This window comes from Paraflavitalea devenefica (assembly GCF_011759375.1).
Lineage (GTDB): Bacteria > Bacteroidota > Bacteroidia > Chitinophagales > Chitinophagaceae > Paraflavitalea > Paraflavitalea devenefica.
This window is the reverse complement of sequence record NZ_JAARML010000001.1, coordinates 885,421-902,874: the sequence shown is the minus strand read 5'-3', so window position 1 is coordinate 902,874 and position 17,454 is coordinate 885,421. Positions and strand designations below refer to the sequence as shown.

The 17,454-nt window shown below is 48.5% G+C and carries 14 protein-coding genes; all 14 read right to left on the bottom strand.

The annotated features are described in order from the left end of the window. Positions 1–10: 10 nt before the first annotated feature. Positions 11–958 (bottom strand): helix-turn-helix transcriptional regulator, encoded by a 948-nt coding sequence (locus HB364_RS03585; protein ID WP_167286516.1) that lies wholly within the window; start codon positions 956–958, stop codon positions 11–13. A 20-nt stretch (positions 959–978) separates the two neighbouring features. After that, a complete protein-coding gene (gene ispG, locus HB364_RS03580) occupies positions 979–2,997 on the bottom strand; it encodes a (E)-4-hydroxy-3-methylbut-2-enyl-diphosphate synthase (RefSeq protein WP_167286515.1) in 2,019 nt (672 codons plus the stop codon). 168 nt (positions 2,998–3,165) lie between these two features. Next, on the bottom strand, positions 3,166–4,275 hold the full coding sequence (locus HB364_RS03575) for a Fic family protein (RefSeq protein WP_167286514.1): 1,110 nt from the start codon (positions 4,273–4,275) through the stop codon (positions 3,166–3,168). A gap of 145 nt (positions 4,276–4,420) precedes the next feature. After that, entirely contained in the window at positions 4,421–5,059 is a 639-nt protein-coding gene (locus HB364_RS03570) for a tetratricopeptide repeat protein (RefSeq protein WP_167286513.1), read from the bottom strand. Next, a complete protein-coding gene (locus HB364_RS03565) occupies positions 5,056–6,057 on the bottom strand; it encodes a VWA domain-containing protein (RefSeq protein ID WP_167286512.1) in 1,002 nt (333 codons plus the stop codon). The genes HB364_RS03570 and HB364_RS03565 overlap by 4 nt, the downstream gene beginning before the upstream one ends. Positions 6,058–6,097: 40 nt before the next feature. Beyond that, positions 6,098–6,919 (bottom strand): class D beta-lactamase, encoded by an 822-nt coding sequence (locus tag HB364_RS03560; RefSeq protein ID WP_167286511.1) that lies wholly within the window; start codon positions 6,917–6,919, stop codon positions 6,098–6,100. A gap of 46 nt (positions 6,920–6,965) precedes the next feature. Beyond that, on the bottom strand, positions 6,966–8,561 hold the full coding sequence (gene treF / locus HB364_RS03555) for an alpha,alpha-trehalase TreF (protein WP_167286510.1): 1,596 nt from the start codon (positions 8,559–8,561) through the stop codon (positions 6,966–6,968). A 135-nt stretch (positions 8,562–8,696) separates the two neighbouring features. Beyond that, a complete protein-coding gene (locus HB364_RS03550; protein ID WP_167286509.1) occupies positions 8,697–10,250 on the bottom strand; it encodes a phosphatase PAP2 family protein in 1,554 nt (517 codons plus the stop codon). Position 10,251: 1 nt separating this feature from the next. Further along, the gene (locus tag HB364_RS03545; RefSeq protein ID WP_167286508.1) at positions 10,252–11,202 is read right to left on the bottom strand and encodes a hypothetical protein; all 951 of its coding nucleotides are present in this window, start codon (positions 11,200–11,202) and stop codon (positions 10,252–10,254) included. A gap of 40 nt (positions 11,203–11,242) precedes the next feature. Continuing rightward, positions 11,243–12,337: a transporter gene (locus HB364_RS03540; RefSeq protein ID WP_167286507.1), complete on the bottom strand. Its 1,095-nt coding sequence runs from the start codon at positions 12,335–12,337 to the stop codon at positions 11,243–11,245. 37 nt (positions 12,338–12,374) lie between these two features. Beyond that, on the bottom strand, positions 12,375–13,718 hold the full coding sequence (locus HB364_RS03535; protein ID WP_167286506.1) for a vanadium-dependent haloperoxidase: 1,344 nt from the start codon (positions 13,716–13,718) through the stop codon (positions 12,375–12,377). Between the two features lie 155 nt (positions 13,719–13,873). Beyond that, entirely contained in the window at positions 13,874–14,428 is a 555-nt protein-coding gene (locus tag HB364_RS03530; RefSeq protein ID WP_167286505.1) for a hypothetical protein, read from the bottom strand. Positions 14,429–14,527: 99 nt separating this feature from the next. Continuing rightward, positions 14,528–16,570 (bottom strand): glycosyl hydrolase family 95 catalytic domain-containing protein, encoded by a 2,043-nt coding sequence (locus HB364_RS03525; RefSeq protein ID WP_246228305.1) that lies wholly within the window; start codon positions 16,568–16,570, stop codon positions 14,528–14,530. Positions 16,571–16,597: 27 nt separating this feature from the next. After that, positions 16,598–17,422 (bottom strand): amidohydrolase family protein, encoded by an 825-nt coding sequence (locus HB364_RS03520; RefSeq protein ID WP_167286504.1) that lies wholly within the window; start codon positions 17,420–17,422, stop codon positions 16,598–16,600. Positions 17,423–17,454: the final 32 nt, after the last annotated feature.

Genomic DNA, 17,454 nt, shown 5'->3' with positions numbered 1-17,454 from the left:
TAGGGAAAAATTATTGATAATGGTCCTTCATTTCGGCGCAGAACTGCTGCATCATGGTTTGGAGGGAGGCAGGGGATTCGACCCTGACGGTATTGGTATACATGAGCAGCCAGCGGCCAAAGCCATTGAGCGAGGAAGTTACAAAGTGCATACGCACAAAACCGGCTTCTTCCTCTTCCCGTACGAAGCCGTGCCAGTATTTCTGGCTGCCGAGGTATTTTACCACGTCTTTATCAAAACGGACCACCACTTCCTGCAGGTCCGATTCATGGGTCATGGTTTCGATATATTCTTTTAAGGAAGGGTGCGCATCAATGTCAAATTGTTCATCCTTTATCTGCAGCCGTTTAATACGGCTTACCCGGAAATCGCGGTAACCATTCCGTAAGCGGCACCAGCCAATGAGGTGCCAGTTGGCGCTGTAGTGGCATAAGCCGATGGGTTCGATAACACGCTCGCTCACCTGCTCATTATAGTTGGAATAATAGAGGATGAAAATAGCCCGCTTATCGGCGATGGCTTTTTGCAAGGCGGTGAGGTGCTGGCTGGGAGTTTCTTCTTCGGGTACACGGGAACGCAGTATTTCAATATGATCGGCCAGGATGTCCATCTGGTCTTTATCGGTACTGCGCAATACGGCCTTGATCTTGAAGAGGGCTGTTTCAAAGTGTTTTTTAACAGAGTCATCTGTCATGTGGGCCGCCAGTTTGCCGCCCAGCAATAAAGCGGCGGCTTCTTCCTGGGTAAACATGACGGGGGGAAGGCGGTAACCTTCCATGATGGTATAGCCACTGCCGGCTTCGCCAATAACCGGTACGCCGCTTTCATCAAGAGCTTTTACATCCCGATATACAGTACGCAGACTGATGTTGAAGCGGTCTGCAATTTCCTGGGCAGTAACCAGCCTCTTACTTTGCAGGTGCGTAAGGATGGCGTGCAGTCGGTCTATACGATTCAAGGCAATTTATTGTTTTTGGTTTATGGCTCTACCCATGCTTCATTATCTTTCAGCAGGTTGATCAGTTCTTCCACAGCGATATTACTGTCTACATTTCTTTTCACCACTTCTTTTCCTTTATACAAGGTGATCTTTCCTGGTCCGCTGCCTACGTAACCAAAATCGGCATCGGCCATTTCACCGGGGCCATTCACAATGCAACCCATAATGGCGATCTTAACACCTTTGAGGTGATTGGTAACCGAGCGGATCTTAGCGGTTGTTTCCTGCAGGTCGAATAACGTGCGGCCACAGGAAGGACAGGAAATGTACTCTGTTTTAGAGATCCTGGTACGGGTAGCCTGTAGAATAGAGAACGCGGTATTGTTGGTGAACTGGTAAAGGTCCTTCATAGGCAGATAGGTCCTGCCGGTAACCTGTATATTTTCCATTTGCGCTTTACTGCCATAACCCAGGCAGATACCATCGCCAAAACCTTCCAGTAATAAGGCGCCGGTTTCGGTAGCAAAGTGGATGAGGTGTTCATCGGGTGTTTGCCAATTGCTGTCCGTAATCAGCACTACCGGGTTTTTGATCTTCCGGGCTTGCAGTTCCATCATCATGCGGCGAACCGATTGCATGGCATTTTGATTGGTGCTGCTGAGGCAGAGCACTACTGTAGGATCATTGGCCAGTACATCGAGGTAAGTGTAATTGTTAACAGCGGTTGCATCATTAAAACAATCCACCATTACAAAGTTCAGGTGATCGCTTTTGCCGGTAGCTGCTGCATAACCGCTGTCGCCAAAAATGGGGAAGTATTTGGCTTTATCAGTGGCTTCCTCCCAGGTGGCGGGATAGGTGATCACTTTCAAGGTGCCGGGTAAGGCAAAGGGAACCATTTTATTACCGGTAAAAATATAGTCTGCCGCTGCATCACTGATATTCCATTTATCAGAAGGCTCATCATATAGGTAACCCACGCTCTGCAGACTTTCGGGGGTAATGGCCTCCAGCTTGCTCAGGTCGGCAATCACTACCGGTACATGCCTGGCTCCTATATTATCTACGGCAAAGGTTTCCCTTCTTTGGTATGCAAATGGGTTATACGTGATCTTTTCAGTAGAGGGAACTGTTGATGGTTGATTGCTCCGAAGGAGTCCTTTCGGACTGGTTGCCGGTTCGTATCTTTTCAGCAGGTCCTTACATACCGGTATTTCAAACTCAGGGTCTTCTGTGAGTGATACCCGGATGGTGTCGCCAATGCCATCTTCCAGCAAAGTACCGATGCCGATGGCCGATTTGATACGTCCGTCTTCCCCATCTCCTGCTTCGGTAACGCCCAGGTGCAGGGGATAACATTCATTAAACTCTGCCATCATGTTTTGTACCAGCAGGCGATACGCCTGTACCATTACCTGCGGATTACTGGCTTTCATGCTCAGGATGATCTGGTGGTACTGTTCATCGCGGGCAATGCGCAGGAATTCCATCGCACTCTCCACCATGCCAATAGGAGTATCGCCATAGCGGCTCATGATACGGTCGCTGAGTGAGCCATGGTTGGTGCCAATGCGCATGGCTGTTCCATATTCCTTACAGATCTTTACCAGGGGCGTGAACCTTTCCCGGATGCGTTCTATTTCTTCTGCATATTCCGCATCGGTATAGTCAATCTGCTCAAATTTCTTCTTGTCTACATAATTGCCGGGATTCACACGCACCTTTTCTATGATGCGGGCGGCGATCTCGGCGGCATTGGGCGTAAAGTGGATATCAGCTACCAGGGGAGTATGGTATCCTCTTTTATGCAGTTCATTTTTTATGTGGAGGAGATTTTCTGCTTCTTTTTTACTGGGAGCAGTGATGCGCACCAGTTCGGCGCCCGCTTCAATACAGCGAATGGATTGTTCCACGGTAGCGATGGTATTCATCGTATCGGTGGTTGTCATTGTTTGTACGCGGATAGGATGAAAATTACCGAGCAACAGGTGGCCGATCTTTACTTCACGGGTCGGGAGTCGCTTATATTCTGTCAATGATTCGCAGTAAAGCTGCATGTTCTAATGTAATTGAGTGGCAAAGGTACAAAGAAGCTGTTAGGTGTTAGCTATTAGCTTTTAGCAAAGAAACAATCACTATTTGATTGGAATTCAGCCAATAGCTTTCCGGAGTTACCTGGAAAGGATACCCAATCAGGTTGAGAAGACGCTTTAAATAATAGCCGATCAGACATTCTCTATATTTAGTGCATAGCTTGTGCTACGTCCCCCGGCATCTTCCTTAACCAAGATTCCTTTCTCAATCAGGTCTTGTATATCCCTGGAAGCAGTATCCTGTGATGCTTTAGTCATTTTCGCCCATTTGGTAGAGGTGAGTTTCCCCTCAAAACCATCAATTAATGCATTCAGTATTTTTTGCTGCCTGTCATTCAGAGAATAGGTTTTGAGATCTTCCCAAAGTTTGGCCCTGCGGATAACCTTTGCCAATGTTTCATCTGTTGCGCTCAACGCGCGATCAAGGCAATTCACGAACCACATAAGCCATTCGGTAATGTCCAAAGTGCCTTTCTGTGTATTTTCCAGCATATCGTAATAGGTTTTGCGTTCGTTCCTGATTTGTGCGGACATGCTGTAAAAGCGTTGTGAGGTTTGATCTGCCCTTGCCAGTTGCATATCTGTAATTGCGCGGGCAATCCGCCCGTTACCATCGGCAAAAGGGTGAATTGTTACAAACCACAAGTGGGCAACGGCAGCTTTGAGAATAGGGTCAAGGTCAATGTTTGAATTGAACCAGTCAAGAAACTTTTGCATTTCACTACCAACCAATTCGGAATCCGGTGCTTGAAAGTGGACTGTTTCCCGGCCTGCCGGGCCTGATACAACTTGCATCGGATCTTTTTTGTCGTTGATTCGCCATGCGCCAACGACAATTTTGAATATGCTGCTTCTCCCAGCCGGGAATAACGCCGCATGCCAGCCAAACAGCCGGTCATCGGTCAATGGCTTATCGTAATGTTGTGTTGCATCCAACATCATTTCAACAACACCTTCAACATGTCTGTCGGCTGGTATCAATCCGGCAATATTCATCCCCAGGCGCTGGGCAATGGATGATCGTACCTGATCGGGATTGAGGATTTCTCCTTCAATTTCGCTGGATTTCAAAACGTCTAAGGTGAGGGTTTGTAAGGTGGCTTCTGCTTGTAAATTAAAACCCATGCCCTCCATCCGGCCTATCAGTTTACCTTGCCGGTAACGGACTCCTAATAAAAGCCGTGAGACTTTTTCTTTTTCCCACTGAAAATCAGGCCATTTATCTAATTGATGGATATACATAGACTTAATCTCCGCATAATATGCGGTAAATATAGTATTAATCTCCGCAAGACCAATCAAAAGTCCGCAGAAAGTGCGGAGAATAAAGGAGCTAATCTCCGCAAACAAAAGGCATTGCGGGCAGCCAATAGCTAAAAGCTCCTCTTTACCAATCCTTTTCCGGCTGGGTGGTGGCGCGGGTGCGGTTTTGCTGCATTTTGCGCTGTACTTCCTGCTCCTTCTGTTCCAGCGACTTGAGGAATTGCTCTATTTTTTTCTTATCGAGGGTTTGCTTTGGCTTTGGCTGTTGTTTTTGTTGTTGCTTCTTCTGCTGCTGGTTCTGTTTGGGTTGCTGCTGCTCTTTCTGCTCGTTCTGTTTTTTCAGTTCAGATAAGGCTTTTTCCAGGTTGTACCGGGTATCCTTGTCGTTCGGGTTTAAACGCAACGCTTTTTTATAGGCATCAATGCTTTCCTGCAGTTTCTTTTGTTTGGATAAAGAAACGCCTTTATTGTAGGTGGATTTTTGTTTAAGCTCATTCGTAGTGGCAGTGCTCACGGCCGTGTCAAAATTCTTTTCCGATGCTGTAAAGTCTTCCTTGCGGAACTGTGCATTGCCCAGGTTATAATGGCTTACAGGATTGGCCGGGTTTTGTGTAGCTGCCTTTTCATATTCGGGCAAAGCCTTATCATATTTCCCTTCCTTGTACAGCTTATTGCCGGAGCGGATAGCCTTATTTTCTGTTTGCGCCTGCGCAACAACAGCAAAAGCTCCCAACCCTATGAATATGAAGAGGTGCTTGCTCATGCGGTTTTCCATTTACGTTCAGGATAAAAGAATTCCAATACCAGCAGCAGTAAGGCGGCGCCCAGGAACCAGGGGAAATAGTTCTTAAAGTTCTTGAAAGCGCTGTCGTCCATGGAGGTTTGCTCAATAGTGCCCAGTTGCTTTTTCATGGCGGTTACAGCAGCATCAATGTCTGTGAGCCTTACATATACGCCTTTTGTAGCGGCAGCCAGTTGCTGTAACTCAGTTTCATTCAACTTGGAAATGACGGTATTGCCGGCCTGGTCTTTTTTATAATCACCGGTAGCGGGATCGGGAATAGGTGCGCCATCCGGCGATCCGATACCAATGGTATTGATCATTACGCCATCATTGGCCATTTGCTGTGCCAGTGGCACAGAGCCCGGGTCATGATCTTCCCCGTCGGTGATCAGTATAATGGACTTGAATTTTCTTTCCTTGCTGTTGAAAGCGGTATTGCTCATGCGCAGGGCTTCTGTGATCACGGTGCCCTGCGTAGGCACTACATCGGGGCTGGCCTGTTGTACAAACATGCGGGCGGCGCTGTGATCGGTAGTGAGCGGCATCTGCATGTAAGCCCTGCCGGCAAATAATACCAGCGCAATGCGGTCGTCCGGTAACTGGTCCATGAGTTTATACACCAACTGGCGGGCCCTTTCCAGGCGGTTTGGCTTGATGTCATCCGCCAGCATGCTCTTGCTTACATCCATGGCCACCACGATATCTACGCCTTTGCGTTGTACCTGTTCCATAGCGCCTGGTTGCTGCAGGTTGGCGGCTGCCGCAATAATGGCGGCCAGCGATACGGCTACCAGTAAGAATTTGAACAGGAAGTTTTGGGGCGAATAGCTGCTGATCAGTTGGTGTACCAGCTTCTCATCCCCGATCTTTTTAACGGTCTTTTTCTTCCAGCGCAATACCCACCAGAATAAGGCAATGACCAGCGGGATGGCTGCCAGCCCAATAAGGTATTCAATATGTTGAAAACGAAGGTCCAAGGGATCAATTTAGGGATATTGAATCAATAATCAAACCAGATTATTTCTTGCCTTGCATAAAGCCATACTGCTTTAATATATCCTTCAAAATCTTAATACGGGCGGGCTTCATATCAAAATTGCGGTCGGGTGAATCCAGTTGCAGCACAAAAAAGTAAGGATGGGTATTTTCCTCTATCCATCCAACGATCCAGCCGATAGCATGGTTCTTTTCATCGAAGCCCCAGCCGGTTTTATAGCTCAGGGAATAATTGGCGTCTTTTTCCCACAGCATCATGTTTTTCACAATACGCTGGGAGCGGTGCTGAAAAGGAAGCTGGTCGAAATAGAGTTTCTTCACAATACCCAGTTCCTCATCGGCTGTTACTTTGGCCGAATTATCCAGCCAGAAGGTATCGAGGTTATTGCCAATGGTGAACTTACTATAGCGGCGGGCATAACCCAGGGTATCCAGCCATTTCTGCATCACGGGCTTGCCAATGCGGCGTGCCAGTTCCTGGTACCAGGGTGGGCAGGAGATACGGAAGGCATCATACATACTCATGTTCCTGTTGCATTCGGCACGCCTGCGCTCAATGCTGTCCCAGGCAATAACGGTGCTGCTGTCCAATACCTGGCCGGTTTCCAGGCCAATGAGGGAATTGATGATTTTAAAGGTAGAAGCCGGTAAATAAACACTGTCGGTAAAACGGGGCAGGTTGTATACGGTAAAGCTGCCTTGTCCATTGTCAAATAAACCAAAAGTGCCCTCTATTTTATGCTCATCGAAGTATTTCTTGAGGCTGTCATCAACAGTAACGTTATTGGGTGAGCAGGCAAAAAAGATTATTGGCAATAAAAGACAGATCATCCAACGGACCATGATTATGAAATTTATGCGAAGGTATTTGAAATGGCCGTTTAAACGATTATTTCGGTAAGCCATATTTGCTGATCAGCTTCAGCAATACGCCATTGGTCCAGCCAAAGCCATCCTGCCCGGCGTATTCACCGCCACCGGCTTCCAGTTTGGTATCAACGACATTGTATTTTTCCATCAGCTTGCCGGTACGTTGGAATACATCGATGTTCAGTTTCATCCAGCGGTCGGCAATATCCCTGGCCAGTTCCCGCTGACCGCTGCGATCAAGTCCCCAGATCGTCATCCATTGGAGGGGTGCCCACCCGTTGGGGGCATCCCACTGTTCACCGGTAGTATTGGCTGTGGTGGTAACACCGCCATCTTTCAGGAGCTTTTCTTTGATCACTTCACCAGCCCGGCGCGCCAGCAGGCTCATATAATCCGGCTTTTTGGTAAAGACGCAGAAGGGATACATACCTGCCGGTGATACGATGGTAGATTGTTTCCGGGTCCTGAAATTATAATCTGTATAAAAATTGAGTGTTCTGCTCCAGCAAAACTTGTCAATGGCTGCCAGTCGCCGGTCAGACTTTTTACGGAACAGGCTGGCAGTGCTGTCATCATGTTTTACCATAGCGCCTTTCGCAATCACCAGCTCCAGTTTGTAGAGCAGGGCATTCAGGTCAACGGGGATATAATGGGTTGTTTGAATAGTGGCAAGGCTTTTCTTATCGGCAAACCAGCGACTGCTGAAATCAATGCCACTTTCCGCGCCTGCCCGCAGGTGCTGGTACATCTCTGTTTTATTACGCTTTGATCTTTCGGCTGTTTCCACATCTTCGCGGTAGCTTTCCTGGCGGGGTGCGGGATTATCATCCCAGTAACGGTTCATGACCGTGCCGTTGGGCAACTTCACCACCCTTTTGGCAAACTGCCCGGGAGCCAGTTTATCAGCGCCTTCCATCCAGAAGCTGTATTCTTTTTGCAGGGCAGGCAGGAAGTCGGCATAGATGGAATCGCCTTTTACTTCGGCCAGCAATTCTACCATCAACGCAAAAAAAGGAGGCTGGGAACGGCTGAGGTAATAGGTCCTGTTGCCATTGGGGATATGGCCGTAGGTCTCTATGAGATAGGCAAAATTTTTCACCATATTTTCGATCATAGCTGTTTCTCCACTTTCTTTCAGGCCCAGCATGGTGAAATAGGAGTCCCAGTAATAGATCTCCCGGAAGCGTCCACCCGGTACTATGTAGGGATAAGGTAATGGCAATAAGGAAGTAGCCCCCTGGCCGCTCCCGGTGGGGGAGATGGTTACACTATCCGGCTGCCGGCGAAGTACACCCCAGAGGTTTTTGATGTGCATCACCACGTCTTTTTCGCGGGTAACATAATTGATCTGCGGCGTATGTGGTAATTCAAAATTCTCTTCTACAAACTTCTTCAGGTCAAGTTGCGGGCCTTTGCGCAGGCCGTAATCGTACATGATGTCTTTGGGAGCGCGTTTGGGAATACAGTCTACAAAAGTTTTTCCATCCGGAAATATCTTACTCATCTGCACCTGGTGGAATAAGTCGCCATAGATCTTATCGGGAGTGGCAGGCGACTGGGCAACAGCGGCCAATAAATACCCTATCAACGAAAAAAGTCCTATCGTTTTTTTCATACGCCGACCGGTTTGGATACTTCTAAATTAAGCATAATATCTGCCACATAAAAATGCGCCCCCGTGAAAACGGGGGCGGTGCCATTTATAACTACTATAGACTAAAGACGAAGTATTGTTGGTTGAATACAAAGTTTAATCACCTGCACCATCTGTTTTGGCGCGCTCTACAGCATAGTTCCCTACGTTTTTACCTACCTGCAGGCCCACTTCACAATCGGCCCGGTAGTGGATACCACCATACATGCGCGACAGGGATGCTTCCTTCGCCATGTCATTATAAGCAGTTGCTTTTTCAGGCACGATGTGCGCCAGGATGGCTGCGGCTGCCCCGCTGAAAGTGGAGTGGCCGGATATATAGGCCGGGAAATTGGGAACGCCGGTGAGCGTTTTTATCCGTGGGTCCAACTGGGAGGGGCGGGGATTAAAATAATAGAACTTGGTATCCCAGCATACAATGGCGGCGTCCATCAACGACATATTCAGCAAGGCCATATTGCGGGCCCAGCGCAGCTCACTGTAGTTCTTTTTAATAAAGTCTTCCGCGGCAATGGCATCCCAATGCCCGGCAGGGGTATAGGTACCTACCCCATCGGCCCAGAAATGAACAATGCGTATACGTTCACGGGTGGGATTGTTTACATATTCATAGATCTCTTTTGTTTCTTCCTTCATTTTGTCGCTGCCGGTTAATGGCGGTGGTCCGGGGCGCAGCGCAATACAAGTGAGTGAATCGAAGAGGAAAGCCTTTACTTTCCCAAAGATGGGCAGCATAGGAGGGCGTTTGGGCGTTTCCAGGCTATACCAGGGCGTTTCTCCTTTGGCAATGCAATCTGTTTCCAGTTGGGTCCAGTAGGCCTGGTTGCCGCCTGCAACACCGGCCCTGTCGCCCCTGGCACGGGTCACAAACTTTTGTGCTACTGCCCTGCCAAGCGCTTCACCGGCTTCTATATCACTACGCACGTTGGCGCCTGCGATAATGCGGGCCCGTTTGTGCTCTTCGGCTTTTTGCTGTATAAAATCCTGGTCGCCGGGAAACAACAGCTTCATCATTTCCACGGCAGCACCGGCTACTACTGCATCCTCTGAAGGGTACGATGGCAGGTCGCTTTGCGGTATCAGCACTTTCAATGTGGCATCTGTTTTATAAGGCGCCGGGCGGTTATACAGTTTTTTATAATGCCAGGCCGCTACCAGTGCATCGTATTGGGCGGCGCTCACATAAGCATACGCCCGGGATGCAAAAGGCGGGTTGGCAAAGGGAAATTGCGGATAAGCCAATGGGTTATTGGCATTGGGAACCGGGTAAGTGCCATCTTCATTTTGATAAGGCGGCAGGTTGTGTTTGGCTACCAGTTCGCGCAGGATCTCATTCCAGCGAAGCACAGCGCCTGCACTCCAGTATTTTACCAGGTCTTTTTCCCGATCGGTAAGATCGGCCTGCCAGGTTTTGATCTCATTGATCTGGGCAATGTAATCCGGTGTGGTAACAGCGGCCGGTACCGGTACCGCAATCTCTCCTGCCGTAGTAAGCAGGATGGGTTTCCAGGCGCCGCCATCAATATCTGTTTTGGCTGGTTGTAAGGGTGGCAGGTTATCCGTTCTGCCATCCACATCCTTGGAACAGGAGAGTGGTATGATAATACCAACAGCTATTATAACAATAGGGAAGAATAACAGCTTTTTCATGTCAGTTAGTTTTGGGAGATGAAGGTTTGACAGATGACTTCCTGCCTTTGAAATTGATGATGTAAAATATACCGCCATTCACACTGGTAGCCTGTCCCACATTCCTGCCGGCAATCGTATAATTGCCGCCACCAATGAAAGAAAGGCCGGGTACAGCGGCCAGTTCATATTTGAAATTGACGCCCAGCCTCGTGGCATTCATCTCATTGCTCGGGAAGGGCATATTGTTGCGGCTAATATCAAATCCTCCCAGTGTGGTCCAGTTGTCCACAACCGCTTCGGCAATAAGGTTGCCATGCCGGTAACCGCCTCTCAGATTGAAGGCTGCGGCATCGGGCATCTCTACCTCATTGGTAAGGTGCATTTCTGTGGTATAATAGGCCGTGCGGTCAATCTTAATATTGCTGCGTTGCACATAGGTGCCGGAGCCAGTCACGAAAAAGCGGCCGAACTGTTGATCGGCCATGGCGCGCAGGTAGATATTACGGCTGCGCAAACCGATAGACAACGGTAAGAAATCTGCTGTATAATTGGAAACCGGGAAAGAATAACCGCCAATGGCATACGCCGAAAAATCACCCTTGCTGATGACCATCCATTTTATGTACAGGCTCAGGTCCTGCACACCTTCCAGACCATGCAGGGTACCTGCAGAAGCTTTGGTGGAAACATAAGGCAAACTGAACAGTACATTGAGCTTATCGGTAATGCCATAATTACCCATTATCCCGATCATTTGGGTAGATACCCTGCCGAGGTTTTCATTATCCCGTTTCAAAGTACCTTCCCAATAATCTGTCCAGCTACTGTACCCATACATAAGGCCGGTACAGAAATTATTTTTCGTCATCATGATCCCATCTATATCCGTTTGCGACCTGGCCGGCGTATATAGCAATGCCAGGCAGCCAACAATGATACAGATGCGCTTGTAATAGTTCAGGCAGTTCATACAATGGTTTAAGCAGTTAAGTAATGGTTGGCTGTAATACTTACAGCTTGAAAGAACATCCTATGTTAATAGAGTAATCGGCAAAGGCGGCATCCCCCTGTGCATACACGCCGGTTATCCTTGTTCTTTGTTTGTCGGCATAACTTTGGGTGCGGTCGCGTTTCAGGGCTATGGGTACGGTAGCAAAGGCGCCGAATTTTTTAAATTGATAAGCGAGGCCTGGTTCTACAGAGAGCACATATCCCGGCCTTCTGAAGCCGCTGCTGCCACCGATCAGGTCTGTTGAGGGAACACATTCCATGCGTGCGCCGGCCGAAAAGCTGATCCCATCCAGTGATGCAATGACGCCGGCCCTGGCCATGTATTGATCGGGAACGCTCATCACGCTGCTGCCGTAAGTGATGGCAGTAGCCGAGGGTGTGCCACCGCGGGCGGTAGATACCCCATTCTGTTCCCTGGGATTGAAGAGGTAATAGAAGTTGCCATACACACCGATGTTCTCTGAAAAATTATAGTAGGCATTGACTTCTGTGGTGAACCCGGTACCACCGTCGCCCAATTGTATGGACTGGTCTACCGGTCCCAATATCTTTGTACTATCATTCTTCACAAAGAAATCCTGGTATTTATAATCACCGGTGGGCAGTTTAATACCAAGTCCCACCTGTATATTCCCCTTACGCGATTTGGCGGGATCAAGCAGCCAGTAATAACCGGTGAACCGGATATCCCCTACTCCAAAAGAACGTGTTTTATTGCGGGCATTTTTGCCGGCATTATTACCACCATGCTCATACAGTGAGGAGCGTACATTGGAAATGATGGGCATGTTCATGGCCAATGACCAGCGGCTGTTGAAATGACGCACCAGTGCCAGGTCCAGGCTATGCTGCCAGTTGATCACCTCGGTATTATGCTCCAATCTTTCTTTTTGCTCTTCTGTTCCTACAAAGTGGCGGAATGACCGGAAGTAACGGTAAGAGGTATTGAGCTGCCATCCTTTGTGGGCATCAGCAGTAGCATCCGGCTTCATACACATAGCTCCGGTGCTGCGAATGGCTACGCAGCCTTGTGCATTCGTACGCTCAGGAGCAATCATCAATACGATCATCAAAATGGCAAGAAACTTTCTCATACGCAGTGTGTTAAAAATTTACAGGTGTTATTGGTTGTTATTGGGCAGCAAGTTTGGTTTGCTGCTTGTCGGTTTGCAGTTTGGTCATTACATAATTGCCAAGCCGGATGCCCTGGTCTCTGGCTACTTCTATAGAGCGCCTGTAATGGATGCCCCCATAAAAGCGGCTGAGGCCCGCTTCATCAGCGGCTTGCCGTACGGATTGAAAATGGCGGTCGGGCCAGCCCCAGGCGCGTTCTGTAGAATCACGGAAAGCTATCGCCGTACCATATAAATGTTCCAGTACGGTGGCGGCAGCGCTGGATATCTCTGAGTGACCGCTGGTATATTCAGGGAAAGGAGGGGTTTGTAAAAAGGGTTTCCAGTTGGGATCAATGTATTGGTTGATGACTGATTCGGGTCGTATCAGGTTCCAGTTAAATTTGGCATCCCAGCAGGAAATAAAAGCATCCATCAATGCGAATGAAACGGTAGCATAGGTTTGTACCGTTTTGGCGAAATCAGTTTTTTTGTCTTTGCAAATAATGCCTACAATGCCCATCCAGTGGCCACCCGGTGTCATGGCCTTGGTGGCAAACATGGCATGGCCAACAATGTTTACTTTAAACCCATTACAATCCCAAAAGCTGGCAATGGCTTTTTGTTCATCGGTAAGGTTATTTACGGTATCATATACCTGCTTTGCCCAGTTGTAAAATTCGCTGGTGGAATCTTTACTGAAAGGAACAGGAGGCGGTGGGGCAAACTGGCTGGCGCTGTCTATGGCAATGGTGCGAATAGTACGCCAGTGCGGTTCTACAGCCTGGATATAGGCCGGCGGGGTAGGTATCCATTTCCCTTCTTCTTCAGGTACGGTGTATTTGGCTGCCGACCGGGTTTGGGCATAGTTGTCTTTCTTGCTCCAGGCTAGTATTGCTTTGGCCACGCTGAGGCCATAAGCTGTTGAATGCGCTTCCATTGAGTCGGGCATGCCATGCTCTTTGGCCAGCAGCTTGAGCGAGTTAACAATGCTGTCCATAGTGGCATTGGAAAAAGTGAGTGTTTTGCCCACTTCCATAAAAGCGATCATGGATGCATATGGATAATCAATCAGCTTGCCGGGTCCGGGGGCAGGAATATTTTGTAAACCCTTCAACTGTCCTTCGAGTGAAGCATAATTGCTGTCGCCCTTTGCCGTCACTTCATACGCTGCCAGGTGTGCATAAGCATATACCCTGCTGGCCACCGGCGGCGTAAATATGTTGAAGGTCATGATCTCTGTTACTTGTCCGGTGAGGTGGCTGTACAGGCTTGGGTCATGTAATACCTGTTGGTAATCATTCGCACGGTTACAGGATGCTGCTATCGTCAGCACTATAATGGCATGGATGATCTTGCGCATGAAAGAAACGGATAATTGTGAATGGCCGGATATTGCACGTAAGACATGAAACCTCCAACGTGAAATACCAGGACGTCAAAAAATAAACGCCGTACTAATAAAAGTGAAATGCGGTTTCGGGGCATAATGCTGCCCCAGGGGAAAAGGCGATCCCCTCAGGCCTCAGGAGGTTGCCCGGGCGTGGAAGTATAGCAGCCCGTTTTCAGGATGTCATTCGCATTGCGGTAATGCAATGGCTCATCTGATAGCGCGGTGAAATACCAGTCATTTTTCTGCGACCAGTATTCTGTAGAGAAACTATTAAAGGAAAAGGAATGGTTGTCAGATTTCTTATTCTGGGAGGGATGTTGCAGGTCGTTGACCAGTTTGAAAAAATCATCACGGGCTGTTTGCAGGCGCATCTTTTCCTCATTGGGCAGGCATAGTAAAACCAGTTGCCCCTCTTCCACCTTGCGTTTTACATATTTATAATGGATACCATTAATCTCTATTTCTCCATCTACCCGCTCGAAACCGGTCCAGTTGGTTTGATAGGGCAGGTTTAGGGTAACCCGCAATTCAATCAGGCTCGACTCATCATAATCAGCCTGGTCAAGACGTGCTTCCAGTTCAATATCAGCTCGTTGTTGTAGTAAATCGGCCAGGATGCGGTAGCCGAACCAATTGAAGAAAAGGATTCCCAGTAGTAGTATGGCAGCAATTCTTTTCAAAGCAGTCATTAGTGTTCTGTATACACAATATAAGAAATTTACTAATAGAATAAATAAATTATTTGTGTGTGAACAGCTATCGGAGCAATGGCCTGGAGCTTACCTGACTACAAATGTTTTCTTTTCCATGCCTACTCCTGTAATAGTGAGGCGTTTCCACTGTGCAGGCAATTTTGACTTTACCTGGATGATGCCTTTGGGTGTAATATCCAGTCCGCCAAAGCCCATCAGCATGCACTGGATCATACCGCCGGCGCCTGTAGCGAAGTAAGGATTGGTGCCTCCTTTCGTTTCTGCAATGACCCGGAAAGGCGGATTAAGATTGGGCAGGTACGCCTCTTTGAAAACGGTGTAAGCTTTTTCTCCATCGCCCAGCCTTGCATACAGCAGGGCAAAAACAGCCTGGGTCATAGCCGGTGTGCCCTGGTCAGGAATGCGGGTTTCATAATAGGTCAGGTCTTTGCGGACCTGTTGGGGATCAGTGATCTCTTTAAGTGGATAGGCCAGTAAATTCACATCAGCCTGCTTAATGCCCTCTCCCTTATAAGCAGCATGCTCTCTGGTAACGCCATCTTCCATCTTTAAAATAGGGATATTCGCGGCCACCTGCATCCAGTCAGCGTCGGGCGTAAGCCCCAATATTTTGGCGGCTTCTGTGGCATATTGCAGGTTGGCTTTGGCGGCTGCATTGGTAAATGCGTTGTTGTCTACATTCTCCGCCCATTCATCGGCAGCCACTACATTTTTGATATCATACCGGCCGGGACCATTACGCTCTACGCGGCTTGCCCAAAAGTCGGCCGTGGCCGAAAGCAGTGGCCAGCCTGTGGTACGCAGCCAGTTTTTATCCTGTGTTACTGCATAATAATTCCAGGCGGCAATGGCTACATCGGCTGTAATATGATGTTCAAACGGCCCGCTCAATGCCCATACCGGTGTTTCTTCCACACCGGTGCCGGCACTTTCCCAGGGAAACATGGCGCCCTTATAGCCATGGGCAAAAGCATTGCGCCTGGCTGCTTCGAGGCGCTGGAAGCGGTATTCTACCATGGACCGGGCGATTTCAGGATGCAGCACCAGCAAAGCCGGGTACATCCATAATTCTGTATCCCAGAATACATGTCCATTGTAACCCAGGCCACTTAACCCCATCGGTGAAGGAGATAAAGCTGTTCCGGCACGGCTGAAAGAATAGAGGTGGTACAACATGCTGTGTACATCCTGTTGACTTTGCGGGTCGCCTTCAATGGTAATATCGCTCTTCCACAGATCGTCCCAGGCTTTGTGGTGGAATTGCAGCAGGCGATCCCTTCCTTCCAACCGTGCAAAGATGGTAAGCCGTTCTGCTTCATTCAGCGGATCATCATGATGTGCGGAAGTAATAGAACTGCCGGCAATGGAGAACCGGTAGGACTGGCCGGCTTGTAAAGTGCGGCTGAATTTCATCAGGTGCATATTGTTATCCCACATCTCATGGATCACCCGGGGTTCCTGTCCATGTGGCTCAGTAAACAGGAAGGTATTGGAGGCGCATAGTTGCAGTTTGCCGGTAGGACTTTGCGCGGTAGAAGTGAGCAGACTGACTACCACATGCGGCCGGTCTATTTCATTATAATAATTCTGTACGTCCTTTAAAGCATCCGGCGCTTCCATTACACTGGCCGCGCCTAATGTAATGTTTTGCTTCGCGATCACCGTGATGTCCATCAATACCGTAAAAGGTAAATGCCGTAAAGAATAATACGTGTAAGAAATGGAAGCCTTATCGCCATAATCAAAAGAGGTGGTAAAGCCGGCATGCCGCAGATCGAGCTCCTGCCTCCTATTCGAAACTCCCTTGCTGCCTAACCGCTGGCCGTCAATATCCAGGTACATATTCAGCAGGTTAAAGCTGCGCAGGAAATTACTTACCCGCCCCCTGCCATACAGGTCATACGCCCCGGCCAGCACTACATCTTTTACTTTGAAAGGTTCCGGCGATGATACTACGCCGATCATGCCATTGGCTACTGTGATACCATAATAATCGGCCGGATTAATATTCGCAGCACTCACCTTCCAGGGGTCTTGCCCCTGCATATACTTTGGAAAGATCAATACAATACATAGCAGGCACCGGCAACAAAGCAATCGTATTGACATGGTAAAAGATTTTCGCAAAACACACAGCTACAGATCATAGAACCTCACCGCATTCAACCCAAACACTTTCTCCTTCTCCTCCTCCTGGAAACGCTCCATGTATTTCTCCAACAGGCTCTTCCACTGCACATAAATGCCACTCACCAGTATCACCGGCCAGTCGCTGCCAAATACGAGGCGATCGGTACCAAATGCTTCAAACACCACATCGAGGTAAGGATAAAATTCAGCCGCGCTCCAGGTTTTCCAGGCTGCTTCTGTAAACAGTCCGGATAGTTTACAATACACATTTGGCTGTTGTGCTATCTCCTTCATCAGCACCTTCCATTCATCTATCTTCTTATGCCTGATATCGGGTTTGGCACAGTGGTCTATAATCAGTTTTTGATCGGGAAACTTCGATACAAATTCAATAGCCGGCTTCAACTGGCTATGATAGATCAATACATCATACGTATAGTTGTACGACTGCAAGGCCCGTACGCCACGCTGGAAATTGGGCCGTAACAGAAAGTCATCCGGCTCTGCCTGTACTACATGGCGGTAGCCCCTGATGCTGGTATACTGGGTAAAATGTGCCAGGCGTTCAGTAATATTATCGGCCTGCAGGTCAATCCATCCCACCACACCCTTGATAATAGGGTGGGTTTTGGCCAGCTCTGCCAGGAACCTTGTTTCTACTTCTTCCTGACTGGCTTGTACGGCTACTACGCCATCCACGCCATTTCTTTTCAGGGTGGATGCCAGGTGTTCCGGCAGGTAATCCTGTTGCAGGACCTTCATATCATCGGTGATCCAGGCATCTCTTTGCTTGTCGAACTTCCAGAAATGGACGTGTGCATCTATAACCATGGGCAAGTATCATTTATACGCCTAAGCTACTC